Consider the following 24,983-nt stretch of genomic DNA (forward strand, 5'->3'; position numbering starts at 1 on the left):
CGAGATAGCTGTTATAGTCTCGTGGGCTCGGAGATGTGTATAAGAGACAGATCGTCTCCCCGGCACGCCCCGGCGTTCCCGCATCCCGCCCCTGCGTCCCACGCGGCCGGAAAGGGACGCGCGCCGGTGGCAAGTCGCCTGCGCGTGGCACATATCTGTCCGGGCTTTCGGAGCTTTTTTGGCGCCTTCCCTTCCCCTCCGGTTTCGGCTAAGAACACTCCATGAACAAGCACATCAGTGTCCGCGGCGCGCGGGAGCACAACCTCAAGAACGTCGATGTCGATCTGCCTCGGGACGAGCTGATCGTCATCACCGGCTTGTCGGGATCGGGCAAGTCATCGCTGGCGTTCGACACGATCTACGCGGAAGGCCAGCGGCGCTACGTCGAGAGCCTGTCGGCCTACGCGCGCCAGTTCCTGGAGCTGATGCAGAAGCCGGACGTCGATTCGATCGAGGGGCTGTCGCCGGCCATCTCCATCGAGCAGAAGACGACCTCGAAGAATCCGCGCTCCACCGTCGGCACGGTGACGGAAATCTACGACTACATGCGCCTGCTGTGGGCGCGGGTCGGCATCCCCTACTCCCCGGCCACCGGCCTGCCCATCGAGAGCCAGACGGTCAGCCAGATGGTCGACCGCATCCTGGCGATGCCGGAGGGCACGCGCCTGCTGCTGCTGGCGCCGATCATCCGCGGCCGCAAGGGCGAGTACAAGAAGGAGATCCAGGACCTCCGCAAGCGCGGCTTTCAGCGCGTGCGCGTCGACGGCACGATGCACGAGATCGACGAGGTTCCGGCGCTCAACAAGAAGCTGAAGCACGACATCGACGTGGTGGTGGACCGCATCGTCGTGCGCGAGGGGCTGGGCAACCGGCTCGCCGATTCGCTGGAGACGGCGCTCGGCCTCGCCGACGGAATCATCTTCGTCGAGAACGCCGAGTCGCACGAGCAGACCGTCTTCTCGCAGAAATTCGCCTGCCCGGTGTCCGGCTTCACCATCCCGGAGATCGAGCCGCGGCTGTTCTCCTTCAACAACCCGTTCGGCGCCTGCCCGGCCTGCGACGGGCTGGGCAGCAAGATCTACTTCGACCCCATGCTGGTCGTCCCGGACGAGCGGCTGTCGCTGAAGAAGGGCGCCATCGCCCCCTGGGCCGGCTCCTCCTCCCAGTATTATGTGCAGACGCTGGAGAGCATCGCCCAGCATTTCGGCGTCGCCATGGACACGCCGTGGGAAAAGCTGCCGGAGAAGGTCCGCCAGACCATCCTCTACGGCTCCGACGGCGCGCCGATCACGATGACCTACGACGACGGGCTGCGCAGCTACCAGACGAACAAGGCCTTCGAGGGCATCGTCAACAACCTGGAGCGCCGTTACCGCGAGACGGAAAGCGCCTACATGCGGGAGGAGCTGTCCAAGTACCAGTCCTCCCAGCCCTGCGAGACCTGCAAGGGCGCCCGCCTGAAGCCGGAGGCGCTGGCCGTCAAGGTGCACGGCCAGCACATCTCCCAGGCGGCGGAGATGTCCATCGCCGACGCGGCGACGTGGTTCAGCACGCTGAACGACCATCTGCGTCCGAAGGACAAGGAGATCGCCTACCGCATCCTCAAGGAGATCAACGAGCGGCTGGGCTTCCTCAACGCCGTGGGGCTGGAATACCTGACGCTCAGCCGCGGTTCCGGATCGCTGTCCGGCGGCGAGAGCCAGCGCATCCGCCTCGCCTCGCAGATCGGGTCCGGCCTGACCGGCGTGCTCTACGTGCTGGACGAACCGTCGATCGGCCTGCACCAGCGCGACAACGACCGGCTGCTGGCGACCCTGAAGCGGCTGCGCGACCTCGGCAACACCGTGATCGTGGTCGAGCATGACGAGGACGCCATCCGCACCGCCGACTATCTGGTGGACATGGGCCCCGGCGCCGGCCAGCACGGCGGCACCGTGATCGCCCAGGGCACCCCGGCGGAGGTCCAGGCCAACCCCGACAGCGTCACCGCCCAGTTCCTCAACGGCACCCGCTTCGTTCCGGTGCCGGACCAGCGCCGCCCCGGCCACAAGGGCCAGTTCCTGGAGGTGAAGGGCGCACGCGCCAACAACCTTCAGAACGTCTCGGCACGCATCCCGATGGGCACCTTCACCTGCGTCACCGGCGTGTCGGGCGGCGGCAAGTCCACCCTGATCATCGAGACGCTCTACAAGGCGGTGGCTCGCAAGCTGATGGGAGCGCGCGAGCATCCGGCGGAGCATGACGAGCTGCTGGGGCTCGAGAATCTCGACAAGGTCATCGACATCGACCAGTCGCCGATCGGCCGCACCCCGCGTTCCAACCCGGCGACCTACACCGGCGCTTTCACCCCGATCCGCGATTGGTTCGCCGGCCTGCCCGAGGCCAAGGCCCGCGGCTACGGCCCTGGACGCTTCTCCTTCAACGTGAAGGGCGGGCGCTGCGAGGCGTGCCAGGGCGACGGCGTCATCAAGATCGAGATGCACTTCCTGCCCGACGTCTACGTCACCTGCGACGTCTGCCACGGCAAGCGCTACAACCGCGAGACGCTGGAAGTCACTTACCGCGACAAGACCATCGCCGACGTGCTCGACATGACGGTCGAGGAGGGCAAGGAGTTCTTCAAGGCGGTGCCCGGCATCCGCGACAAGATGGAGACGCTGGAGCGGGTGGGCCTCGGCTACATCCACATCGGCCAACCGGCCACCACCCTGTCGGGCGGCGAGGCGCAGCGGGTGAAGCTGTCCAAGGAGCTGAGCCGCCGCGCCACCGGCCGTACCCTCTACATCCTCGACGAACCGACCACCGGCCTGCATTTCGCCGACGTGGAAAAGCTGATGGAGGTGCTCCACGCGCTGGTCGATCAGGGCAACACGGTGCTGGTTATCGAGCACAATCTGGAAGTCATCAAGACCGCCGACTGGATCATCGACCTCGGCCCCGAGGGCGGCACCGGCGGCGGCGAGATCGTCGCGGAGGGCACCCCGGAAGACGTGGCGAAGGTCAAGCGGAGTTACACCGGCCAGTATCTGGCCCCCTACCTGAAAGCGAAGCCGAAAAGCCGGAAGAGGGCATGAAGACCGGCCGGGGTTATCCCCGGCCCTTTTCTTTTCGACCAACTTTTGTCTCGGAAACAAACCCGCATCGGGGGCGTTTTCTCTCCATCGTTCGCCAACAGGATGGAGACGGAGTATGTCCAGGACCATGATATCCGGTGTGGCGCTGGCTTTCGGCGCGGCCTTGCTGGTCAGCGCCTGCGGAACCGACGAGTCCACCAGCACCACGACCACCACCACGACCACCTCGCCCGGCTACGGCAACTCCAGCCTGACCACCCCTCCGACCGGCGGCTCGACCACCACCGAGCGCACGACGACGACCAAGAGCGAATAAGGACTTTTCGTTTCGCTCCCAAATGAAACGGCCGGCTCCGCACAGGCGGGGCCGGCCGTTGTCTTGCTGGTCCTTCCCCTGTTCGTTCTACCAACGTACAAGTTTCAAGCCCTCCCCGCTCGGCTAGGATTTCAAGGCGCGCCCAATGAAGCGCGCCGGAACAGCCGAACAACGGAGGGAACCCCATGCGCACCCAGTTCGCGATCACGGCCGCCCTGCTGGCGCTGGCAAGCCCGGCCCTGGCCGTTGAGGTCACGGAATCGGCCACCTTGCCATACCCGGTCGAAAAGGTCTGGGAACAGATCGGACCCTTCTGCAACCTCGGTACCTGGCATCCGGCGGTGGAAAGCTGCACCCTGCGCCGCAAGGACGGCGCGCAGGAACGCGTGCTGGCCCTCAAGGGCGGCGGCGCGATTGAGGAGCGGCTGCTCTCCTCCTCCGCCAGCAGCCACCGCATCCGTTATTCGATCCTGACCAGCCCGCTGCCGGTCAAGGACTACGCGGCCTCCCTGTCGGCCGAGCCGGCGGGCAAGGGCACGCGCGTGGTGTGGAAGGCGCGCTACACCTCCAACGGCGCCAGCGACGAGGAAACGCGCAAGGTGATCTCCGGCATCTTCACCTCTGGCTTCGACGGGCTGAAGCAGAAGCTCGCCGCCCAGTAAGTCACCGCTGTTCGGCGGAGCGACCAGGATCGCCAGACCGCAGGGGCGATCCTGGCCGCGATTCCGCGCCGTGGTCCGGGTTGGCCTTGCCGTGGCGACAGTGACGGTCTACTTGTTCGGCAACTTTGCGAAAGTTGCTGATATGGTCGACACGTCCCTTTTCCCCGTTCACGTCATCGGCGGCGGTCTCGCCGGGTCCGAAGCCGCGTGGCAGCTCGCCCAGCGCGGCGTTCCCGTCGTGCTGCACGAGATGCGGCCCGTCCGCCCGACCGAGGCGCACAGCACCGACCAGCTCGCCGAACTGGTCTGCTCCAACTCCTTCCGATCGGACGACGCGGAGTACAACGCGGTCGGGCTGCTGCACGAGGAGATGCGGCGCTGCGGCTCGCTGATCCTGCGCTGCGCCGACGCTCACAAGGTGCCGGCAGGCGGCGCGCTGGCCATGGACCGCGACGGTTTCGCGGGCGCGGTGACCGAGGCGATCACCAGCCATCCGCTCATCACCGTGGAGCGCGGCGAGGTCGCCGGCCTGCCGCCGGAGGCGTGGGACAGCGTCGTCATAGCCACCGGCCCTCTCACCTCCCCACCGCTGGCCGAGGCGATCCGCAGCTTCACGGGCGAGGAGTCGCTGGCCTTCTTCGACGCCATCGCCCCCATCGTCTATCTGGAGAGCGTGGACCTGTCCAAGGCGTGGTTCCAATCGCGCTACGACAAGCCCGGCCCCGGCGGCACCGGCAAGGACTACATCAACTGCGCCTTCGAGAAGGACGAGTACCGCGCCTTCATCGACGCCCTGCTGACCGGCGAGACGGTCGACTTCAAGGAGTGGGAAAAGAGCACGCCCTACTTCGAAGGCTGCCTGCCCATCGAGGTGATGGCGGAGCGCGGGGTGGACACGTTGCGCTACGGCCCGATGAAGCCGGTCGGCCTGACCAACCCGCACAAGCCGGAACGCCGTCCCTACGCGGTGGTCCAACTCCGCCAGGACAACGCGCTCGGCACGCTCTACAACCTCGTCGGCTTCCAGACCAAGCTGCGCCACGCCGAGCAGGCGCGGATCTTCCGCATGATCCCCGGCCTTGAAAAGGCGGAGTTCGCGCGGCTGGGCGGCCTGCACCGCAACACCTTCCTGAACAGCCCGCGCCTGCTGGACGGCGCGCTGCGGCTGAAGGCGCAGCCGCGCATCCGCTTCGCCGGGCAGGTGACGGGCTGTGAGGGCTATGTGGAAAGCGCCGCCGTCGGCCTGCTCGCCGGTCGCTTCGCCGCCGCCGAGCGGCTGGGCGGCGAGCCGTCCGCCCCGCCGGTTACCACCGCGCTGGGGGCGATCCTCGGCCACATCACCGGCGGCGCCAACGCCGACACCTACCAGCCGATGAACGTCAATTTCGGCCTCTTCCCGCCGGTGGACGAACGCATCCGCGGACGCGACCGCAAACTGGCCTACACCCGCCGCGCGCTGGAGGACCTGGAGGGGTGGCTAAAGGCCGCACCCGCTGTCGCGGTCTAAGGTCCAGCAACTTCAAGAAAATTATCACGGAACGATAATAAAGATCATAAGTAACGCTTAACCAATGCCATGGGACACTTTCTTTCGAATGTGCAAGAAAGTCTTCCAGCAGGATGGTTATGATTAAAACAAAATCATTGGTTGCCAAACAGGTGATCGTCATCGTGACGGTGACGATCATTTCCCTCGCGGTGGGAATTGCGGCCCTGACGACCAAGAGCGGGTCGGACATCGAAACCCTGGCCTTCCAGAGCGGGGAGCAGCTTGGCCACCGCTACGGCGAGATGGTGCACGCCCGGCTGGGCAATGCGATGGAGGCCAGCCGCTTCATCGCGACCTCGCTGGTCGGTCTGAAGGCCGCCGGCCGCACCGACCGGGAGCAGCTCTCCACTTGGCTCAAGAGCATCGCCGACGCCAACCCGGAGTTCCTCGGCGTGTGGGTGGGGATGGAGCCGAATGCCCTGGACGGCCGCGACGCGGAATTCGCCAACAAGCCAGGCTCCGACGCGTCCGGCCGGTTCCTTCCCTACTGGAACCGCGGGTCGGGGGCGGTCGCGCTGGAGTCCCTCGTCGGGTATGACGATCCGGGTTCCGACGGTGCCTATTATCAGATCCCGAAGCGCACCGGGCACGCCATGGTGGTGGAACCCTACAGCTACACCGTCGCCGGCCGGAAGGTGCTGATGATCTCCATGTCCGTTCCGATCGTCGAGAACGGCCATGTCATCGGGGTCGCTGGCGTGGACCTGTCCACCGACGGCATCTGGTCCATGCTGAAGACGGTAAAGCCCTTCGACAGCGGGTCCATTCACCTGATTTCCAACGATGGCGTCTGGGCCGGTCACCCAGACGCCGAACAGATGGGGCAACCGATCGGCAAATTGGACCCGGCGCTTGACGCCGCCAAGCCGGCCATCCGCGCGGGCCGGAGTTTCGAACAGATGTCGGTCGCCGATGGGCAGCCCGTGAAGCAGCTGTTCCTGCCGGTGAAGGTCGCGGGAACGGATACGCCCTGGTCCCTGCTGGTCAACCTGCCGCTCGACAAGATCAACGCCCCGGTCCGGGACCTGCGCAACGCCACCATCGTCGGCGGGCTGGTCCTGCTGGCCGCCCTGGTCGCCGCACTCCTGTTCGCCAGCCGCAGCATCGTCGGCCTGCCGTTGCGTCGTACCATCGCGACACTGGACGCCGTGGTCGCCGGGGAGCGCGGCGTGGTCATCACCGACACAGACCGCACCGACGAAATCGGCGCCATCAACAAGGCCCTGAAGCTCTTCCAAGACAACACCACCCGCATGGCGGAGTTGGAGGAGGAACGCCACCGCGAGGAGCAGCGCGCCGCCGAACGCAGCAAACGCGACCTCGCCGACGTCGCCAGCCGGTTCGAGGCGTCGGTGGGCGGTGTCGTGCGCAACGTGTCGGAACAGGCTGGCGCGATGCGCAGCACCGCGCAGAGTCTGTCGGCCATTGCCGCCCAAACCGACCGTCAGGCCGCCGCCGTCTCCACCGCCGCCGAAGAGGCCAGCCAGAACGTCCAGACGGTGGCCGCCGCCACCGAGGAGCTGAGCTGCTCCATCCGCGAGATCAACGAGCGGATCGGCCGCTCCTCACAGATGGCCACGGAGGCGGTCGCCGAGGTGGAGCGCACCAACAGCACGCTGGAAGGGCTGGCCACAGCCGCGCAGAAGATCGGCGACGTGGTGAACCTGATCCAGGGCATCGCCGGGCAGACCAACCTTCTGGCGCTCAACGCCACCATCGAGGCCGCCCGCGCCGGCGAGGCCGGAAAGGGCTTCGCCGTCGTCGCCAGCGAGGTGAAGAATCTCGCCAACCAGACCGCCAAGGCGACGGAGGATATTTCCCGGCAGATCGCCGACATGCAGACCGTCAGCGGCACGGTGGTCGGCGTGATCCAGGCGGTAGGGCGGAGCATCATCGCCATCAACGAAACGATCACCGCCATCGCCGCCGCCGCGGAGCAGCAGGGCGCCGCCACCCAGGAGATCAGCCGCAACGTCCAGCAGGCGTCGATGGGAACCGCCGCCGTGTCGGTGAACATCGGCGGCGTGACCCAGGCGGCGAGCTCCACCGGCTCGATGGCCGATCAGGCGCTCAACGCCGCCGGCGATCTGTCGCAGGAGGCCGACCAGCTCCGCCAGGAGGTGGAGCGGTTCGTGGCGATGATCCGCGCCGCCTGACCGACAGGGGTCAGAACCGCCCGCGCAACGCCGCCCAGGCCAGCTTAGCATGGCGCAGCGGGTGGGGCATCAGCACGCGCGCGGCGAAGGGGTCGTTGTCCTCCTTCGCCAGCGCGTCCAGATGCAGCCCGGCCAGCACCGCCGGCAGGAGCGCCGGCAGGGCGGCGCGCGGCACGGAGCGGCGCAGCGCGCGGGCCTTCGCCAGATGGTCGCGCGCGGCCTCCGCCACCTCGCGCGCCACGGGGCGCAGCTCGGTGGTGGAGCGCAGCTCGAACAGGTCGCCCTGCTTGGCGCCGTGCGCCGCCATGCGGTCGGCGGGGAGAAGCTGGCGGTGCTGGCGGGCGTGGAAGGGCACCGCCCGGACGATGCCGGCAAGCGCGTAGCCGATCCCGGCCTGACGGCCGGCCTCCGCCGCCTCCGCCCCCTTCGCGCCGAGGATCTCCAGCGCGAGCTGGACCAGCGGCGCCCCGGTGACCTCCGCATAGTTGACGAGGCAGGACAGGTTGGCCGGCGGAGTGTCGTCCAGGTCGGCCTCCCGCGCGTCGATCAGCCGGTCGAACAGGGCGCGGCTCAACCCGCCCTCCCGCACGGCGGCGGCCAGCGGCTCCATGACAGCGTGCTTGGGCACGGCGGCGCCCTCATAGACCTTGTCCAGCCCGTCGCGCCAGAATTGCAGCCGCATCTGGCCCAGCACCGGCTCGGTCACCACCTCGCGGGTCTTGGCGATCTCCAGGTTGAAGGCGTAGAGGGCGAACAGCGATTCGCGGCGCTCCGCCGGGGCGAAGAGGCAGGTCAGGAAGCGGTCGTTGTCATATTTCCGCACCTCCCGTCCGCAATAGGACAGGTCGGGGGTCGCCTTCGCCATGTGATGCCTGTTCTGGAAAAATGGGGGTGGCACAGTTTGGAAGCGGGGCAAAGCCCGCAAGCGCCTTATATTAGGCAGACAGGCTCTCCACACCAGCCCCGACGCGCAGCAGGCGGAACAATGGCCGATTTCAACGTCGCCCCCACCAAGCCCCGCAAACCCAGCCCGGTCGCCCGCAAGGACGCGGACTCGGAGAATTTTCCGGTCGCCTCGCGCCTGCTCCCGAAACATCTCAGGCCGCATGTCATGGCCTTCTACCGGTTCGTCCGGCTGGGCGACGACATCGCCGACGACCCCGATCTCGAACCGGAGACCAAGCTCGCCTATCTGGAGGCGCTGGAACGCTCGCTGACCACCGGGCAGGCCAAGCACGCCTACCTGAAGCCGGCGCTGGATCTGCGCGCCAGCCTGCAGGCGACCGGCGTCAGCGACCGCCACCCCCGGCAGGTGCTGCGCGCCTTCCGGCGCGACGCGGTGGGGGCGCGCTGCCACAGTTGGAGCGACCTGCTGCTCTATTGCCGCTTCTCCGCCAACCCGGTCGGGCGCTACCTGCTGGACCTGCATGGCGAGGGTGTGGCCGCCGGGCCGGCGTCGGACGCGCTGTGCACCGCCCTGCAGGTGCTGAACCACCTCCAGGATTGCCGGGAGGACTGGAGCCAGCTCGGGCGCTGCTACATCCCGTTGGTCTGGTTCGATGATTCGGCGATCAGCGTCGAGCGGCTGGTCGAGACGGAGAGCGACGCCAAGCTGCGCGCCATCTTCGACCGCACGCTGGAGCACACCGACCGGCTGCTGGAGCGCGCCGCCCCCCTGCCCGGCCTGATCCAGCACCGCGGGTTGCGGATGGAGGCATCGGTGATCCTCAGCCTCGCCGAATCGCTGGCGCAGCGACTGCGCAGCCGCGACCCGCTGAAGAAGCGGGTGGTGCTCGGCACGCATCATAAGCTCTTCGCCACCGCACGCGGGCTGGCGCGCGCCATCGGGAGCAAATAGACTCCGGCCTCTTCGACCGACACCACACAGGACCGACGTATGCCGCAGCCATCGCTGGACTCGACGCAGAGCGACACCGCCGGCAGCCCGGCTGCCGCGGCGGCGGCGGTGACCGGACGGTCGGGCAGCACCTTCTACTGGCCGATGCTGCTTCTCCCCCGCTCCAAGCGGGCGGCGATGTTCGCCATCTACGCCTTCTGCCGGCGAATCGACGACATCGCGGACGAGCCCGGCGAGCCCGTGGAGAAGCGTGCGGCGCTCGACGCCTGGAGGACCGAGATCCGCGGCCTCTACGCCGGCGGCGCGCCGTCCAGCTCGCTGGGAGCGGCGTTGAAGGGCGCCATCGAACGCTACGGCCTGCCGCGGGGCGAGTTGGAAGCGTTGATCGACGGCATGGCGATGGACATCCCGGCGGACGACGGCAACGGGACCGGCAGCAGCGGAGGCATGACCGGCCCGGCGCTGCCGACCCTGCGGCTCTATTGCCGCCGCGTCGCCGGAGCGGTGGGCATGCTGGCAATTCGCGTGTTCGACCGGGCCGATGCCTCCACCGAGGCCTTCGCCCTGGCACTGGGCGAGGCGTTGCAGCTGACCAACATCCTGCGCGACCTGACGGAGGACGCGGAGATCGGGCGGCTCTATCTGCCGCGCGAATTGCTCGACGAGGCCGGCATCGGCAGTTCCGACCCCGCCACGGTGCTCGCCCATCCCAACCTGCCGCAGACCTGCGAAGCGCTGGCGGTTCTGGCCGAGGAGCGCTTCGCCGAGGCGCGCCGTGCGCTGGCCGAGGGGCAGTCCGCCGGGCGGCGCGGCTCGCTGTGGGCGGCGGTCGCCATGATGGTGCTGTACCACCGGCTGCTGGTGCGCCTGCGCGCCCGGGGCTGGCGCGATCTCGACCAGCGGGTGCGGGTCGGCAAGCGCGAATGCGCCCTGGTGGCCGTGCGCTGCGCGCTCGGCTATCCGCCCGCCGCCTGACGGGCCGGCTTGGGCACCGTCCACATCGTCGGCGCCGGCCTTGCCGGCCTGTCCGCCGCCGTCCGCCTGACCGAGGCCGGGCGGCGGGTCGTCCTGCATGAGAGCGCGCCGCAAGCCGGGGGACGCTGCCGCTCCTTTTACGACGCCACGCTGGACCGTGTGGTGGACAACGGCAGCCATCTGGCGCTCAGCGGCAACCGCTCCCTGCTCGGCTATCTGGAGCGTGTCGGCGCAAGCGGAGCCCTGACCGAACTGCATCCCGCTGCCTTCCCCTTCCTGGACCTCAACACTGGCGAGCGTTGGTGCCTCCAGCCCGGCGGGCTGTGGCTGTTCGACAAGGCGCGCCGCGTGCCGGGAAGCCGCCCCGCTGATTACCTCGCCGCCCTGCGGACCCTGACCGCCCGCCCCGACGCGGCGGTGGCCGACGCCCTGCCCCCCGACGGAGCGCTGTATGAACGCCTGTGGCGGCCGCTGGCCGTGTCGGTGATGAACGGAGCGCCGGAGCGGGTGTCCGCCCGCCTGTTCGGGGCCGTGCTGCGGGAAACGCTGCTGCGCGGCGAGGCCGCCTGCCGCCCCCTGTTCGCCGAGAAGGGCCTGTCCGCTGCCCTGGTCGATCCGGCGGTGGCATGGCTGACGCGGAACGGCACCGACCTCCGCACCGGCACGCGGGTGGATGGGCTGGAACGCGCGGGCGATCGCATCGCCGCCCTGTCGGTGGATGGGGAGCGCATCGCGCTTGGCGGCGACGATGCCGTGATCCTGGCGGTGCCGGCCTGGATCGCCGGGCGCCTGCTGCCTGAGGCGCTGCCCGCATCCCCCCCCGCCGCCGGGCGTGCCATCGTCAACGCCCACTTCCGCCCGCCCGCCCCGATCGACCTGCCGGGTGGCCTGCCCTTCCTTGGGTTGGTGGGCGGTACGGCGGACTGGCTTTTCCGGCGCGGCGACGTGCTGTCGGTGACGGTCAGCGACGCCGATGCGCTCGCCGCTCAGCCCGCCGAAGCGGTCGCCACCGCCCTCTGGCGCAACGTGGCGACGGCGCTCGGCACACCCGACGCGGCCCTGCCGCCTTTCCGAATCATCAAGGAGCGCCGGGCGACTCCGGACCAGTCTCCTGTCCATGCGGCGAATCGCCCCGGTGCCCAGACAGCTTTGAAAAACCTCGTTCTGGCCGGCGATTGGACGAAGATGGGGCTTCCGGCGACACTCGAAGGTGCGGTGCGCTCCGGGGAGTTCGCCGCACGCGCGGTCCTGAACGCAAGGATTACCACCTTTTCGCGCCTCGGCCTTTTTCCAGCCTTCACTTTGCCGCGCCGCGGGCCTATTTGAGCGGACGGAGGTGCCGTGCCGCAAGGCGCGGGCCGAGATGGGACAATCCAAGAAGAGAGGGTAACTCAATGGCGTTCGAACTGCCGCCGCTCCCGTATGGCTATGATGCTCTGCAGCCGTTCATGTCGTCGGAGACGCTGCACCTGCACCACGACAAGCACCACCAGACCTACGTCACCAACCTGAACAACCTGACGAAGGACAGCCCGCTGGCCGACGCCAGCCTGGAAGACGTCATCAAGCAGAGCTACGGCGACGCCTCCAAGCAGGGCCTGTTCAACAACGCCGGTCAGGTGTGGAACCACACCTTCTACTGGCAGAGCATGAAGAAGAACGGTGGCGGCGCCATCCCGGGCGAGCTTGAGAAGCGCCTGATCGCCGACTTCGGCAGCGTCGACAAGTTCAAGGAAGAGTTCTCGAACGCCGCCATCACCCAGTTCGGCTCGGGCTGGGCGTGGCTGTACCTCGACGGCGGCAAGCTGAAGGTCACCAAGACCTCCAACGCCGACACCCCGCTGGCCCAGGGCCACTTCCCGCTGCTGACCGCCGACGTGTGGGAGCACGCCTACTACGTCGACTACCAGAACCGCCGCGCGGACTTCGTGAAGGCGTTCCTGGAGAGCCTGGTGAACTGGGAGTTCGTGGCCGAGCGCCTGTCGAAGGCCCCGGCCTGATCCCTTACCGGATCGCCAGAACGGAAAAGGCCCCCGATCCGGGGGCCTTTTTTCGTTTGGTGATTCACAGCGGGGGGCGCGAGCCGGATCACACCGGCAGCAGCGCCGCCCCGACCCGCCGGCCCTCGGCCAGCAGGACGTTGTAGGTGCGGCAGGCCGCCCCGGTGTCCATCACCTCCACCACCAGACCGGCGTCGCGCAGGCTCTGGCGCAGGGCCTTGGGCAAAAGCTGCATCCGTGTGCCGGAGCCAAGCAGAAGGAACTCCACCCGCGGCTCCGCTTGGATGACCGGGGCGAAGTCCTCCGCCGTCAGGGCGGCGAAGTCCTGGGGGCGCCAGGGCTCCGTGCGGTCAGGAAGGACCACCACCGCCCCGGTGCGCCATTGCCCGGACACGCAGAACTGCCCGTCCCCGTACCCGTCGATGACCTGACGGTCCGACGGGATGATCGGCGTGATGTCCGCCATCTCTGATCCGCTTCCTATTCTTTCCGGTCAGGGCGTCGGATTGGCGGCCGGGGCCGCGCTTTCCGCCGGCGCGTTGCGGCGCAGCCGGTTCTCGCCCAGGAACAGCAAGATGGGGGCGGCGATGAAGATGGACGAGGAGGTCGCCAGGAAAATGCCGAAGATCAGCACGATGCCGAAGTCCTGCAGCGCCTCGCCACCGAAGAAGGCCAGCGGCAGGATCGACAGCAGCGTCGACATGGAGGTGCCCAGCGTGCGGTTCAGCGTCTCGTTGATCGAGCGATCGATCAGCTCGCGCAGCGGCATCTTCTTGTAGATGCGCAGATTCTCGCGCATGCGGTCATAGACCACGACCTTGTCGTTGGTCGAATAGCCCATGATCGTCAGGATCGCCGCGATGGCCGTCAGGTTGAACTGCATCCCGGTGATCGCGTAGAAGCCGACCACCTTTGTTACGTCCAGCAGCAGCGTCACGATGGCGCCGAATCCGAACTGCCATTCGAAGCGGAACCAGATGTAGACGAGCATCGCCAGCAGCGCGAGGCCGAGCGCCAGCATGCCGTTGAAGAACAACTCGCCGCTGACCGACGCGCCGACCGCTTCGACGCGGCGCACGGTGGTGCCGGGGATCTCCTGGGCGAGCGTGGCCCTTACCTTGTCGGCGGCCACCTGCTGCGCCGCGTCGTCGCCCGGCTGGCGTTCCAGCCGGATCAGCACGTCCTGTGGCGACCCGAACTCCTGCAACGCCACTTGCCCCATGTTGAGCTGACCGAGCGTGTGGCGCAGCGAGGCGAAGTCGGCGGCTTGCGGTGTGCGAGCCTCGATGACGATGCCGCCACGGAAGTCGATGCCGTAGTTCAGGCCGGGATAGAAGAACAGCACCACCGACGCGATCGACAGGAACGCCGACACGATCAGGCCGGCGTGTCGCCCGCGCATGAACTGGATGTTGGTGTTGTCAGGAACCAGACGAAGCCGGAACATGGGAATGACCTCTTACACCGGCAGGGCGGCCGGCCGCGTCTTGCGCAGCCAACTGACCATCATGAGACGCACGAGCACGGTTGCCGTGAACAGCGAAATCAGGATGCCGAAGGTGATGGTGACGGCGAAGCCCTTGATCGCGCCTGTGCCCAGCACGAACAGGATGGCCATCTTGATGGCGGTGGTCAGGTTGGCGTCCACGATGGTGGAATAGGCGCGGCTGAAGCCGGCCTCCACCGAGCCGAAGACACCGCGGCCCTTCTTCGTTTCCTCGCGGATGCGCTCGTTGATCAGGATGTTGGCGTCGACCGCCAGACCGAGCGACAGCAGGACGCCGGCGATGCCCGGCAGCGTCAGCGTCGCCTGGAGCAGCGACAGCGCGGCCAGCGTCAGGACGGTGTTGACCAGCAGGGCGAAGCAGGCAAAGGCCCCGAACAGGCCGTAGGCGGCGATCATGTAGGCGCAGACCAGCACGAAGCCGATGCCCACCGACATTAGGCCGGCGCGGATGGAGTCGGCGCCGAGGTCGGGACCGACCGTGCGCTCCTCGATCACTTTCAGCGGGGCCGGCAGCGCGCCGGCGCGCAGCAGGACGGCGAGGTCGTTGGCGTCGGCGGCGGTGAAGCTGCCGCTGATCTGGCCGCGGCCGCCGGTGATCGGCTCGCGGATCACCGGAGCGCTGATGACCTTGTTGTCGAGCACGATGGCGAAGGGCCGGCCGACGTTGGCGCGGGTCACGTCGGCGAAGCGGCGGGCGCCGATGCTGTCGAATTCGAAATTGACCACCCATTCACCGGTCTGCGGGTTGCTGCCCGCGGTGGCGTTGGTCAGGTTGGCGCCGTCCACCTCGACCTTCTTGCGGATGACGTAGGCGCTCTGCGCCCGCCCGCCTTCCGACGAGGGCAGGATGTCGGTGCCCGGAGGGGCGCGGCCGGCGCTCGGGTCGGCGTTCATGTCGACCAGACGGAAGGTCATCTTCGCGGTGGTGCCGAGAAGCCGCTTCACGCGGTCGGGGTCCTCGACGCCGGGAAGCTGGACCAGGATGCGATCGGCGCCCTGACGGGCGATGGTCGGTTCGTTGACGCCGGTCTCGTCAATGCGGCGCCGCACGATCTCGATCGACTGTTCGATGGCCTGGGTGGCGCGCTCGCGCAGGGCGATCTCGCTGAGCCGGGCGGTGACGCTGCCACCGCCGGAGGTGACCTCCAGGTCGGGCTGGCCGCCGCCGAGCGGTCCGCCACCGATGGTGTTGGCGAGCTGGCGCAGCGCCCGCACCGCCGTGTCGGCCTGCGCCGGGTCGCGGAGCTGCACGGTGATGCCGCGGTCGCCCGGGTTGATCGCCGTATAGCCGACATTGTCGGTGCGCAGCTGGGTGCGCGCCGAATCGACCAAGCCTTCGACGCGGTCACGGATGACCGCGCCCATGTCCACCTCGAGCAGCAGGTGCGACCCGCCGCGCAGGTCGAGGCCGAGGTTGACCCGGTTGTGCGCGTACCAGTTCGGCAGGGCCGACAACGTCTCACGGCTGAGAAAGTTCGGCAGCGTGAGGATGGTCCCGAGCACGCAGATCGCGACGATCAGAAAAATCTTCCAGCGCGGAAAATACAGCATTCGTAAACCAGTCCCGTTCGCTACCGGAGAACCGCGTTACTTGCGGTCCACGACCTTTTCTTCAGCCTTCTCGTCGGCGCTCTTGGCCGGCTCGGACTTCGACAGCACGAGGTTCACGGTGGAGCGCATGACGCGGACGCGGACGTTCTCGGCGATCTCGACCTGAAGCTCGTCGTCCGGGCCGACCTTGGTGATGGTGCCGATGATGCCGCCGCCGGTCACCACGCGGTCACCGCGACGGATGGACTCCAGCATGCCCTTGTGTTCCTTCATCTTCTTCTGCTGCGGACGGATCAGCAGGAAATAGAAGACGACGAAAATCAGAATCAGCGGCAGGAACTGCACGATCATGTCGGCCCCACCGGCGGCGGGCGCGGCGGTCTGTGCATAGGCCGTCGAAACGAACATCTGGAGGCTCCCTGTGGTTTGGTTCCGAAGGCGCAGCGGGCGCTCGCGGACGCGGCGACTATAACGGTCCGGGCCGTCGATGCAATGGAATAGGGGTACGCCCGCCGGGCTTCAAGGGCCGCGGCTGTCCATGACGGCAAAGAGAAGCAGGAAGCGGCGCATGCAGGGCGTCGTCACCGGCTCCACCCCGTGGAAGGAGCGGTCGGACGGCGCGTAGGCCAGCAGATGGTTCGGCAGGAAGGGCGCGGTGCCGGCCAACTCGAAATCCTCGCGGGGGAACCGCTCCGTCGACCGCCCGGCGTTGGCGGCGAAGGACGGATCGCGGGGCCGGTACAGCGCCGTCCCGAGATCGGGGCGGCTGCCGTCCGCCGGCATGTAGAGCAGCATGGACAGGAAGGTGCCGAACACGTCGGTGTGGGGCAGCATGGCGTGGCCCGCATGGTCCTCGATCAGACGCGCGTAGACCATGGCCGGCCGGGCCCCGACCGGCGTCTCCAGCTTGGCGGCGAGCGAGGGGAAGCGCGGGGCGAGCCGGGCCAGGGTCTCCGGCCCGAACAGGGAATCACGGACCTCCCGCCAGACCGCTTCGGCCTCCGGCTCCATCTCCCTCAGATTGCGGTCGGTCAGCACCATCTGGTAGCGCTGGGGAAGGCTGTCCATCTGCAGGAGGGCCAGCGCCTCGAACTTCGGCCATTGGGCGACGGCGCGGGCGTAGAGGTCCGCCGGCAGGGCGTCCGGCACCACCAGATGCGGAAAGGGGTCCTCGCGAAGCGGCGTCTCCTCCAGCCGCCGCAGGACATGTTCGGCGCTCCCCGCCGGCGTCGGGAGATCGGTGGAGCGTTCTGCGTGCATGGCCGGCCCTCGGTTCGCGTTTGAGGAACCATAGCGGCGCGCACGCCTCTCCCGCAAGCGCGCCTCCTTGTCCGGTGCCGGGCCGGCGGGTTAGGGTCGGCGCAACGAAACCGGAAGAAACGCCTGCGAAGGAACACGATGTCGGACGCCCAATTGCTGCCCCTCCTCACCCGCATCGCCGAGGCTCTGGAACGGCTCGCCCCGCCGCCGCCGGGCCGGCTCGACCTCGGCGCCGCCGACGCCTTCGTCTGGCACGCCGATCCCGACCGGCTGGAGCCGGTGCCCACCGTGAACCGGGTTGAGATCGGCCTGCTGCGCGGCGTCGAACGGCAGCGCGACATCCTGCTGGACAACACCACCCGCTTCGCCACCGGCCTGCCCGCCAACAACGCCCTGCTCTGGGGTTCGCGCGGCATGGGCAAAAGCTCGCTGGTCAAGTCGGTGCACGCCGCGGTGGCCCAGGACCATCCCGGCACGCTGGCGCTGGTGGAGATCCACCGCGAGGACATCCCCACCCTGCCCCGCCTGCTCGCCCGGCTGAAGGACGAGCCGCGCCGCTTCATCCTGTTCTGCGACGACCTGTCCTTCGACCACGACGACGCGCATTACAAGTCGCTGAAGGCCGTTCTGGAAGGCGGGATCGAGGGGCGTCCGGAGAATGTGGTGTTCTACGCCACCTCCAACCGCCGCCACCTGATGCCGCGCGACATGATCGAGAACGAGCGCTCCACCGCCATCAACCCGGCGGAGGCGGTCGAGGAGAAGGTGTCGCTGTCCGACCGCTTCGGCCTGTGGCTGGGCTTCCACAACTGCGACCAGCCGACCTACTTCGCGATGATCGAGGGCTACGCCGCCCGCTTCGGGCTGGACATCCCGGCGGAGCAGCTGCGGGCCGAGGCCGTGGAATGGTCGGTGACCCGCGGCAGCCGCTCCGGCCGGGTGGCCTGGCAGTTCATCCAGGACCTGGCTGGCCGTCTGGAGAAGCCCCTTCGCTGACCCGCGGCTCCATGCGGTCGCGCGGATCGACCGCTTGGCTGCCCTTGCGCAGTTCGAAATGAAGCTGCGGGCTCGTCACCGATCCGGTCTGGCCGACCGTGCCGATGGCCTGCCCGCGCTTCACCGCCACACCCCGATCCACGTCGATGCGGTCGAGGTGAGCGTAGGCGGTGATGAAGCCGTCCGAATGCTTCACCAGCAGCAGGTTGCCGAACCCGCGCAGCTCATTGCCGGCGTAGGCAACCACGCCGTTGTCGGCGGCGACCACCGTTGTTCCCTTGCTGGCGGCGATGTTCAAGCCGTCGTTGTGCAGACCGTCCGGCTTCGGCCCGAAGGTCGAGATCACCTTTCCCTTCACCGGCCAGAGCAGGCGCCCGGTGGCGCGTTGCGGCGTCGCCTGCTCCGCGGCCTTTGGCGGCGGGGGCGGAGCGGCGGCGACCTCCTGGGCCGGTGCCGGCGGCGGTGGCGGGACTGGAGCGGCCTCGACGACACGCGGCGCGGCCGCCGGTTCGGGAACGGCGGGCTTCTGGCCAGGCGGACGCAGCGAGGTCGGGGCCTGCCCCGGCTGATAGGCGGGCGCTCCGGCCGCCACCTCCGGCGCGGCGGACGGTTTGGCGCCGGGGACCGGGGCGAGAACGGTTGCGGTCTGCGACGGGGACTCCACCGGAGCCCTCTCCACCGGTGCCGAGGCGCCCGGAGGCGGCAGCTCCGCCGCCTGGATGGACCCGCGCGACACCTGTTTGACCGGCGCCGAGGCCACCACCCCGCCGACCGCGGCCCCTGCGCTTGAGGACGGCGCCTGGGCAACCGCGGTGCCGCCCGGGGCGTCACCACCCGGCAGACGCAGCGGTTGCCCGGCCTGCACCGCGTAGGGCGCGGTCAGGCCGTTGAGGCGGGTCAGCTCGCTCATGTCCGCGCTGAACATGCGGGAGATGCCATAGAGCGTGTCGCCGCGCTGGACGATGTACTGGCGCGACACCGGCAGGACGAGACGCTGGCCCACCTGCAACTGGTAGGGCGGCGACAGGTGGTTGACCTCCAGCAGGTCGCGCAGCGGCACGTTGTAGCGCCGCGACAACGAATAGGCGGAGTCTCCGCGCTGCACGATCACCGCGCCGCCGATGGAATCCGGGGTGCTGGACACCGAGGTGACCGGCGCCAGATCGCCGGTGCGCTGCTGGCAGGCGGCGAGCAGCGGCAGCACCGCCAGCGCCGCGAGGAGGGCGCGTCCTGTCACGCCGAATGGCACGCCGAACGGGCCGGCTATTCCGTTCCTGGGGGAGACGGAGGGTCGGACAGCAACGGTACGAAGCGGACGGGCCACAAGTCCTCCCGTGTAAGACCGGTTTCGGTCCGCCGGATGCGGACGACCCGCTGGCCGCGGTAGTCGCCCCCCAGCGGGATGACCATGACACCACCAACGGCGAGCTGATCCGTCAAGTCCTTTGGCGCATCGGGACCTCCGGCGGCCGTGACCAGTATGCGCTCGAACGGCGCCTGTTCGGGCCAGCCCTTCGTCCCGTCGCCGTGGCGGGTCGTGATGTTGTTCAGGCGCAGCGCCCGGAATCGCCCCTCCGCCTCGGTCAGCAGCGGGCGCAGCCGCTCGACGGTGTAGACCCGTCGGCACAGCCGCGACAAAACAGCCGCCTGATAGCCGGAGCCGGTGCCGATCTCCAGCACCGTCTGCCGTTCCCCCAGCTCCAGCGCCTGGGTCATCAGCGCCACGATCAACGGCTGGCTGATGGTCTGGCCCAGATCGATGGGAAGCGCCGTGTCTTCCCACGCCTGATCCTGGAAGGGATCGGGGACGAAGCGCTCGCGCGGGATTCGCTCGATCGCGGCCAAAACCCGGGTGTCGGTCACGCCGTTGCGGCGCAACGCCATCAGAAGCCGGATCTTGCGTGCCTCGACCGTCACACCCTACCCATTCACCTCGGAAACCGGATTACTCGAACGCGTGTCGCAAGGTCTGGAGCGTCGGCGTGTGCGTCAGATCCAGATAGACCGGCGTCACCGAAATGCCCCCGTGGAAGACCACATGGATGTCGGTGTCCGGCGCCACGTCGGCCTCGCCGCGCAGGGTCCCGATCCAGATATAGGGTTTGCCGCGCGGATCGACACGCTCCACCAGCTCGTCGCCGATCTTGCGCTTGCCGTGGCGGACGACCTGGATGCCGGTGACCCGGTCCGCCGGACAGGCCGGGAAGTTCACGTTGAGCAGGACGTATTTCGGCCAGGGCGTGGAGACGGCCTTGCGGATCACCTCCGCCCCCCAGCGCTCCGCCGCCGACCAGTCGATCTGGGCACGGTTCTCGTAGTGCTGGCTGAGCGCAATGGCCGGGACGCCCAGCAGGGTCGCCTCCATGGCCGCCGCGATGGTGCCCGAATAGGTCACGTCCTCGCCGATGTTGGAGCCCTGGTTGACGCCGGACAGGACCAGCGTCGGACGGGCGTCCTTCATGATGTGGTTGACGGCCAGCAGGACGCAGTCGGTCGGCGTGCCGTCCACCGTGTAGCGCCGCTCGTCCAGCTGGCGCAGGCGCAGAGGCCGGTTGATGGTCAGCGAGTGGCTGGCCGCCGACTGCTCCATCTCCGGCGCCACCACCCACACGTCGTCGGAGATGGAGCGGGCGATGGCCTCCAGAACTTTCAGGCCCGGCGCGTGGATGCCGTCGTCGTTGGTGACGAGGATGCGTGCGTTCGACAGGTCGAGCGGGAGATCGAACATCAGGCGGTGATCCTTTCCAGCCCGCGCATGTAGGGCCGGAGCGCTTCGGGAACCAGGATGGAGCCGTCGGGCTGCTGATAATTCTCCAGCACCGCGATCAGGCAGCGCCCGACCGCCACGCCCGAGCCGTTCAGCGTGTGGACGAACTGCGTCTGCTTCTCGCCCTTCGACCGGCAGCGGGCCTTCATGCGGCGGGCCTGGAAGTCGCCGCAGTTCGAGCAGCTCGAAATCTCGCGGTACATGTTCTGGCCGGGCAGCCAGACCTCGATGTCGAAGGTCTTGCGCGCCGAAAAGCCCATGTCGCCGGTGCACAGAGTCACCACGCGGTAGGGCAGCCCCAGCCGCTGCAGGATGGTCTCGGCGCATTGGGTCATGCGCAGGTGCTCCGCTTCCGACTGGTCCGGAGCGGTGACGCTGACCATCTCCACCTTCCAGAACTGGTGCTGGCGGATCATGCCGCGGGTGTCGCGCCCGGCCGACCCGGCCTCGGCGCGGAAGCAGGGGGTTAGCGCGGTGTAGCGGTGGGGCAGTTCCTCCGTCGCCACGATCTGGTCGTTGACGAGGTTGGTCAGCGGCACTTCCGAAGTCGGGATCAGATAGTGATCGCCCGTGCGGAACAGGTCCTCCTCGAACTTCGGAAGCTGGCCGGTGCCGAACAGGGCGTTGTCGCGGACCATCAGCGGCGGCGCGATCTCGGTGTAGCCGTGCTCGCCGGTGTGGATGTCCAGCATGAAGTCGGCGAGCGCGCGCTCCAGCCGGGCCAGCCCGCCCTTCAGGACGGTGAAGCGGGCGCCCGACATGCGCGACGCCGCCTCGAAATCCATCAGGCCCAGCGCCTCGCCCAGCTCGAAATGCTGCTTGGCGTCGGCGATGGCCTTCGGCTCGCCCCAGCGGCGGATTTCGACGTTGGCGGTCTCGTCCGGGCCTTCCGGCACGTCGTCGGCGGGCAGGTTCGGGATGGAGGCGAGCAGGCCGTCCAGTTCGGCGCCCAGCGCCTTCTCCTCCTCCTCGACCTGGGGCAGCCGCTCCTTGAGCTGCGCCATCTCGTCCATCAGCGGCTGGGCGTCGCGGCCCTCCCGCTTGGCGAGGCCGATCTCCTTCGCCGCCTCGTTGCGGCGCGCCTGCATTTCCTGCAACTGGGTCTGCGCGGCGCGGCGGCGCGAATCGAGGTCCAGCACCGTTGGCGACATCGCCTCAAGGCCCCGGCGGGCGAGGCCGCGGTCGAAGGATTCGGGGTTCTCACGGATGGCGCGAAGGTCGTGCATGGCTCACGGCGATACGGAATGGGTGGGAGGCTGGTTATAGTCCGCCGCCGGGTGAAGGTCCAGAGGCGGAGCCCCGCCGATGGGAAAGACCATGAAATGATTGGTGTCCTATACTTATCGGTGGCGCCGTGAACACGAATGCGTGCAGAACCCCGGAATCGACCGCTGCCCTCCCCACTCCGGACATGATCCTCGACACCCGCACCCTCGTCATCGTCCTGGTGGGCATCGGCGTTCTGCTGTCCATCGCCGCCTTCCTGACCTGGAGGGCGCACCGCCACATCACCGCGCTGGCCTATTGGGCTGGTGGCGCCTTGGCCGGGGCCGCCGGAATGGCGCTCGTCATGCTTTACGGGGTCTGGCCACCCGCCCTGGTAATCCCACTGAGCAACGCCCTGGTGGCCGTCACCTATCTTCTGAACTGGTTCGGCGTGCGCAGCTTCGCCGGACGGCAGATCCCGTGGAGGATCGGGCTGGCGCTGCTCGCCGCGCTGACCGCCGGCAACGTGTGGTTCGTGGTGATGACCAACGACGTGGCCGCGCGTGTCCTGGTCGGGTCCGCCGGGATCACCGGCCTGTCGCTGCTGGCGGCGCTGGAATTGTGGCGGATGGGACCGTCGGACCGGCCGAGGCGGGCGCAGCGGGTCACAGCCCTAGTGTTCCTGTTCCACGCCCTGTTCGTTGCCGGACGTGCCGTCCTGACGGCGGTTGGCGGGCCTGTGGACGGCATTCTGATGCCAAGTCTGGTGCAGAGCGCCGGGTTCCTTGAGGCCATCCTTGCCGTTACGGGCTGGGGCTTCGGCTTCCTCGCCATGACCAGCGAAAAGCTTCAGGACGATCTGGACCGCATCGGCACCATCGACCCGCTGACCGGCGCCTACAACCGCCGGGCCTTCCTGAAGCACGCCGAGCGGGAGTTGCTGCGGGCGCAGCGGAACGGGGCGCCGCTCACCCTGCTGCTTCTCGACCTCGACCGTTTCAAGCGGGTCAACGACACCTTCGGCCATCTGGCCGGGGACGCGCTTCTCCGCCGCTTTTCCGAGATCGTCGCGGCAAGGCTGCGCCGCACCGACCTGTTCGGGCGCTATGGCGGGGAGGAATTCTGCGTGCTGCTTCCCGACACCGACCGCAGTGGGGCGGCGGCGTTGGCGGAGGCGTTGCGGCGCGACGTGGCGGCGCGGCCGCTGCCCTTCCAGGGCCACGAGATCCCCGCCAGCGTCAGCATCGGCATCGCCGCCTGCCGCAACGGCAAGGATCTCGACGCGGCGCTGGCGGCCGCCGACCTGGCCCTCTATCGGGCCAAGCGGAACGGCCGCAATCAGGTGATGGTCGAAGAAGCGACGGCATAAGGAGAAAGACCTTACGCCTGCTCCGCTTCCGTCTCGTCGGCGTCGCCGCGCGTCTTCTCGATGCGGCGGCCGATCAGGATCGACACCTCGTAGAGCGCCAGCAGCGGGATGGCGAGGCCGACTTGGCTGATGACGTCCGGCGGGGTCAGGATCGCCGCTACGATGAACACGAACACGATGGCGTAGCGCCGCTTGGCGGCCAGAGTCTCCGTCGTCAGCAGCCCGGCGCGGATCAGCAGGGTCAACAGGACCGGAAGCTGAAAGGCCAGACCGAAGGCGAAGATCAGGTGCATCACGAGGCCAAGATACTCGCTGACGCGGGCCTCGAACTCGATCGGGAGGGCGCCGGCGTCCATGCCCGGGTGGAACTCGAACCCCAGGAAGAAGCGCCAAGCCAGCGGGAAGATGAAGTAGTAGACCATCGCCCCGCCCAGGAAGAACAGGATCGGGGTGGCCACCAGGAAGGGCAGGAAAGCCTTGCGCTCGTGCTTGTAGAGGCCGGGCGCGACGAACATCCAGATCTGGCTGGCGACGATGGGGAAGGACAGGAAGCAGCCGGCCCAGAAGGCCACCTTCACATAGGTGAAGAAGGCTTCGGTCAGGCCGGTGTAGATCATCCGCCGCCCCTGCCCGGCCAGGATGTCGGCCAGGGGTTGGACCAGGAAGTTGTAGATGCGGTCCGAGAAAGCGTAGCAGACGAAGAAGGCGATGAGGATCGCCAGCGTCGCGTACATCAGCCGGTTGCGCAGCTCGACCAGATGGTCGATCAGCGGCATCTTGCTTTCTTCGAGCTCGTCGTCGGACTCGCCGGTCATGCGCGTTTCGCCGGACACTGGGTCACGCCTGCTTGTTCGTGGTTGCCGCCGCAGCGGAGTCGGCGGAGGCCGGAACCGGCGGCTGGGCCGGGGCCGGGACGAACTCCGCGGGCGGTGCCGGAGGAAGCGGGGCCGTGACCGGCGGTTCGGTCGCCGGCTGCGGCTGGGCCGCCGTCACCTGCGGCGATCCGACGGTAGGCACGGGAGCGGGACCATCCTCCGGCGGGCTGCCGTGATAGCCGTCGGCCCCGAGGTTGGCCCCCACGTCGAAGGCGCCCTTCAGTTCCCCCTTCGGATCGATCGTGTTCTCGACCATCTTTTGGAGGTTCGTGTCGCGGACCTTCAGGGCTTCCTTGCGAAGCTCGTCAAGCTCCGCCTCGCGCATCATGTCGTCGATGTGGCCCTGAAAATCGCGCGCGACGACGCGCGCCTTCTTCACCCATTTTCCCAGGGTGTAGATGGCCTTGGGCAGGTCCTTCGGGCCGATCACCACGAGGGCGATGACCGCGATGACCATCAGTTCCGACCATGCAATGTCGAACATGGCTCCTCAGCCTTTCGAAGCGGCGCGGGGATGAAGGGCGCCGGACGGTCAGGTGCGGGCCGTCTCGTCCTTCTTCACGCCGGGGTCGGCAGCGGGCGGAACCGGAGCGGGCGGAACCGGATGGACCGAGGACACCGGCTGGGCCGGCGGAACCGGCTGGTTCGGCAGGACCTTGGAGTCGGCACCGGCGGCGGTACCCTCTTCCTCGTCCTTCAGGCCGGCCTTGAAGTTCTTGATGCCCTTGGCGAGGTCGCCCATGACCTTCGGCAGCTTGCCGGCGCCGAACAGGAGCAGGACGATCAGAAGGACGATGACCCAATGCCAGACGCTGGAGAATCCCATGACACACGTTTCCTGAACAGGCAGCCCAATGGCGGG

General features: G+C 68.2%; 24 protein-coding genes. 11 read left to right on the forward strand and 13 right to left on the reverse strand.

Features of this window, described 5'->3' with window-relative positions:
* Nucleotides 1-221 precede the first annotated feature (221 nt).
* From uvrA to Q4I23_RS00465, 5 genes are all read left to right on the forward strand, one after another.
* Nucleotides 222-3,074 carry an excinuclease ABC subunit UvrA gene (uvrA, locus tag Q4I23_RS00445; RefSeq protein ID WP_498524962.1) on the forward strand — a complete coding sequence of 951 codons (2,853 nt, stop codon included), beginning with the start codon at nucleotides 222-224 and terminating at the stop codon, nucleotides 3,072-3,074.
* A 115-nt stretch (nucleotides 3,075-3,189) separates the two neighbouring features.
* The gene (locus Q4I23_RS00450) at nucleotides 3,190-3,390 is read left to right on the forward strand and encodes a hypothetical protein (RefSeq protein ID WP_454017856.1); all 201 of its coding nucleotides are present in this window, start codon (nucleotides 3,190-3,192) and stop codon (nucleotides 3,388-3,390) included.
* 185 nt (nucleotides 3,391-3,575) lie between these two features.
* Nucleotides 3,576-4,052, forward strand: a complete 477-nt coding sequence (locus Q4I23_RS00455; RefSeq protein ID WP_498524963.1) for an SRPBCC family protein — start codon at nucleotides 3,576-3,578, stop codon at nucleotides 4,050-4,052.
* 142 nt (nucleotides 4,053-4,194) lie between these two features.
* The gene (gene trmFO / locus Q4I23_RS00460) at nucleotides 4,195-5,559 is read left to right on the forward strand and encodes a methylenetetrahydrofolate--tRNA-(uracil(54)-C(5))-methyltransferase (FADH(2)-oxidizing) TrmFO (RefSeq protein WP_498524964.1); all 1,365 of its coding nucleotides are present in this window, start codon (nucleotides 4,195-4,197) and stop codon (nucleotides 5,557-5,559) included.
* Between the two features lie 137 nt (nucleotides 5,560-5,696).
* Entirely contained in the window at nucleotides 5,697-7,757 is a 2,061-nt protein-coding gene (locus tag Q4I23_RS00465) for a methyl-accepting chemotaxis protein (RefSeq protein ID WP_498524965.1), read from the forward strand.
* Nucleotides 7,758-7,767: 10 nt separating this feature from the next.
* On the opposite strand, the gene Q4I23_RS00470 is transcribed toward Q4I23_RS00465, so the two are convergent.
* Nucleotides 7,768-8,622: a phytoene/squalene synthase family protein gene (locus Q4I23_RS00470; RefSeq protein WP_498524966.1), complete on the reverse strand. Its 855-nt coding sequence runs from the start codon at nucleotides 8,620-8,622 to the stop codon at nucleotides 7,768-7,770.
* 120 nt (nucleotides 8,623-8,742) lie between these two features.
* Here Q4I23_RS00470 and Q4I23_RS00475 point away from each other — a divergent pair, with 120 nt between their 5' ends.
* The 4 genes from Q4I23_RS00475 (at nucleotide 8,743) to Q4I23_RS00490 (ending at nucleotide 12,590) form a co-directional block, all read left to right on the forward strand.
* Nucleotides 8,743-9,615, forward strand: coding sequence for a squalene/phytoene synthase family protein (locus Q4I23_RS00475; RefSeq protein ID WP_014197277.1), 873 nt, complete (start codon nucleotides 8,743-8,745; stop codon nucleotides 9,613-9,615).
* A gap of 39 nt (nucleotides 9,616-9,654) precedes the next feature.
* The gene (hpnD, locus tag Q4I23_RS00480; RefSeq protein WP_498524967.1) at nucleotides 9,655-10,590 is read left to right on the forward strand and encodes a presqualene diphosphate synthase HpnD; all 936 of its coding nucleotides are present in this window, start codon (nucleotides 9,655-9,657) and stop codon (nucleotides 10,588-10,590) included.
* A gap of 9 nt (nucleotides 10,591-10,599) precedes the next feature.
* Entirely contained in the window at nucleotides 10,600-11,916 is a 1,317-nt protein-coding gene (gene hpnE / locus Q4I23_RS00485) for a hydroxysqualene dehydroxylase HpnE (protein WP_498524968.1), read from the forward strand.
* A 68-nt stretch (nucleotides 11,917-11,984) separates the two neighbouring features.
* The gene (locus tag Q4I23_RS00490; RefSeq protein WP_035676248.1) at nucleotides 11,985-12,590 is read left to right on the forward strand and encodes a superoxide dismutase; all 606 of its coding nucleotides are present in this window, start codon (nucleotides 11,985-11,987) and stop codon (nucleotides 12,588-12,590) included.
* Between the two features lie 88 nt (nucleotides 12,591-12,678).
* Here Q4I23_RS00490 and Q4I23_RS00495 read toward each other — a convergent pair whose 3' ends face one another.
* The 5 genes from Q4I23_RS00495 to Q4I23_RS00515 form a co-directional block, all read right to left on the reverse strand.
* Nucleotides 12,679-13,056, reverse strand: coding sequence for an Mth938-like domain-containing protein (locus Q4I23_RS00495; protein WP_454017850.1), 378 nt, complete (start codon nucleotides 13,054-13,056; stop codon nucleotides 12,679-12,681).
* 27 nt (nucleotides 13,057-13,083) lie between these two features.
* Complete coding sequence (secF, locus tag Q4I23_RS00500; RefSeq protein WP_454017849.1) at nucleotides 13,084-14,037, reverse strand: protein translocase subunit SecF; 954 nt, start codon at nucleotides 14,035-14,037, stop codon at nucleotides 13,084-13,086.
* Between the two features lie 12 nt (nucleotides 14,038-14,049).
* Nucleotides 14,050-15,648 (reverse strand): protein translocase subunit SecD, encoded by a 1,599-nt coding sequence (gene secD / locus Q4I23_RS00505; RefSeq protein ID WP_498524969.1) that lies wholly within the window; start codon nucleotides 15,646-15,648, stop codon nucleotides 14,050-14,052.
* 36 nt (nucleotides 15,649-15,684) lie between these two features.
* Nucleotides 15,685-16,056 carry a preprotein translocase subunit YajC gene (gene yajC / locus Q4I23_RS00510; protein ID WP_014197284.1) on the reverse strand — a complete coding sequence of 124 codons (372 nt, stop codon included), beginning with the start codon at nucleotides 16,054-16,056 and terminating at the stop codon, nucleotides 15,685-15,687.
* 111 nt (nucleotides 16,057-16,167) lie between these two features.
* Nucleotides 16,168-16,908, reverse strand: coding sequence for a hypothetical protein (locus Q4I23_RS00515; RefSeq protein WP_498524970.1), 741 nt, complete (start codon nucleotides 16,906-16,908; stop codon nucleotides 16,168-16,170).
* A gap of 138 nt (nucleotides 16,909-17,046) precedes the next feature.
* On the opposite strand from Q4I23_RS00515, the gene Q4I23_RS00520 reads away from it, so the two are divergent.
* Nucleotides 17,047-17,904, forward strand: a complete 858-nt coding sequence (locus tag Q4I23_RS00520; RefSeq protein ID WP_014197286.1) for an ATP-binding protein — start codon at nucleotides 17,047-17,049, stop codon at nucleotides 17,902-17,904.
* On the opposite strand, the gene Q4I23_RS00525 is transcribed toward Q4I23_RS00520, so the two are convergent.
* From Q4I23_RS00525 to serS, 4 genes are read right to left on the reverse strand one after another with little or no spacing between them, the layout of a single operon-like run.
* Nucleotides 17,861-19,141 carry a peptidoglycan DD-metalloendopeptidase family protein gene (locus tag Q4I23_RS00525; RefSeq protein ID WP_498524971.1) on the reverse strand — a complete coding sequence of 427 codons (1,281 nt, stop codon included), beginning with the start codon at nucleotides 19,139-19,141 and terminating at the stop codon, nucleotides 17,861-17,863. The genes Q4I23_RS00520 and Q4I23_RS00525 overlap by 44 nt on opposite strands.
* Before the next feature lie 26 nt (nucleotides 19,142-19,167).
* On the reverse strand, nucleotides 19,168-19,821 hold the full coding sequence (locus Q4I23_RS00530) for a protein-L-isoaspartate(D-aspartate) O-methyltransferase (protein WP_454017845.1): 654 nt from the start codon (nucleotides 19,819-19,821) through the stop codon (nucleotides 19,168-19,170).
* A 28-nt stretch (nucleotides 19,822-19,849) separates the two neighbouring features.
* The gene (gene surE / locus Q4I23_RS00535; RefSeq protein ID WP_040134020.1) at nucleotides 19,850-20,632 is read right to left on the reverse strand and encodes a 5'/3'-nucleotidase SurE; all 783 of its coding nucleotides are present in this window, start codon (nucleotides 20,630-20,632) and stop codon (nucleotides 19,850-19,852) included.
* Nucleotides 20,632-21,897 carry a serine--tRNA ligase gene (gene serS / locus Q4I23_RS00540; RefSeq protein ID WP_498524972.1) on the reverse strand — a complete coding sequence of 422 codons (1,266 nt, stop codon included), beginning with the start codon at nucleotides 21,895-21,897 and terminating at the stop codon, nucleotides 20,632-20,634. Before serS ends, surE begins: the two co-directional genes overlap by 1 nt.
* Nucleotides 21,898-22,025: 128 nt before the next feature.
* Here serS and Q4I23_RS00545 point away from each other — a divergent pair, with 128 nt between their 5' ends.
* Nucleotides 22,026-23,246 carry a GGDEF domain-containing protein gene (locus tag Q4I23_RS00545; RefSeq protein ID WP_498524973.1) on the forward strand — a complete coding sequence of 407 codons (1,221 nt, stop codon included), beginning with the start codon at nucleotides 22,026-22,028 and terminating at the stop codon, nucleotides 23,244-23,246.
* Between the two features lie 11 nt (nucleotides 23,247-23,257).
* On the opposite strand, the gene tatC is transcribed toward Q4I23_RS00545, so the two are convergent.
* The 3 genes from tatC to Q4I23_RS00560 are packed head-to-tail and all read right to left on the reverse strand — an operon-like array spanning nucleotide 23,258 to nucleotide 24,947.
* Nucleotides 23,258-24,061 carry a twin-arginine translocase subunit TatC gene (gene tatC / locus Q4I23_RS00550; protein WP_237906031.1) on the reverse strand — a complete coding sequence of 268 codons (804 nt, stop codon included), beginning with the start codon at nucleotides 24,059-24,061 and terminating at the stop codon, nucleotides 23,258-23,260.
* A gap of 22 nt (nucleotides 24,062-24,083) precedes the next feature.
* Nucleotides 24,084-24,605 (reverse strand): Sec-independent protein translocase protein TatB, encoded by a 522-nt coding sequence (gene tatB, locus Q4I23_RS00555; protein WP_454017842.1) that lies wholly within the window; start codon nucleotides 24,603-24,605, stop codon nucleotides 24,084-24,086.
* Between the two features lie 48 nt (nucleotides 24,606-24,653).
* Complete coding sequence (locus Q4I23_RS00560) at nucleotides 24,654-24,947, reverse strand: twin-arginine translocase TatA/TatE family subunit (RefSeq protein ID WP_454017841.1); 294 nt, start codon at nucleotides 24,945-24,947, stop codon at nucleotides 24,654-24,656.
* Between the last annotated feature and the right edge of the window lie 36 nt (nucleotides 24,948-24,983).

It is taken from the genome of Azospirillum sp. UFLA03-27, assembly GCF_059803775.1.